Source organism: Cellulomonas sp. P4_A2 (genome assembly GCF_056402515.1).
In genome coordinates this window covers 1-428 of sequence record NZ_JBFUHG010000130.1, presented here as the reverse complement: position 1 = coordinate 428, position 428 = coordinate 1, and the positions used below count along the sequence as shown (strand labels likewise).

The window sequence follows — 428 nt, the reverse complement described above, 5'->3', positions numbered from 1 at the left end:
GGACGCCATCGTCCGCATCACCCAGCTGGCGCGCGCCGCAGGCATCCATCTCGTGCTCGCCACCCAGCGGCCCTCGGTCGATGTCGTCACCGGTCTGATCAAGGCGAATGTGCCCTCCCGGCTCGCCTTCGCGACGTCTTCGCTCGCGGACAGCCGTGTCATCCTCGACCAGCCCGGCGCCGAGAAGCTGATCGGCAAGGGGGACGGACTGTTCCTGCCGATGGGGGCCAACAAGCCCACCCGCATGCAGGGCGCGTTCGTCACGGAGGGCGAGGTCGCGGCCATCGTCCAACACTGCAAGGATCAGATGGCGCCGGTCTTCCGCGAGGACGTGGTGGTCGGCGGGGCAAAGAAGAAGGAGATCGACGAGGACATCGGCGACGACCTGGACCTGCTCTGCCAGGCCGCCGAACTGGTCGTCTCCACCC

General features: G+C 68.0%; 1 protein-coding gene. It reads left to right on the top strand.

What is annotated here, in order from left to right; genetic code table 11:
* Nucleotides 1-428, top strand: a 428-nt coding sequence (locus tag AC1DUE_RS20420; protein ID WP_477041229.1) for an FtsK/SpoIIIE domain-containing protein, incomplete at both ends; no start/stop codon positions are given.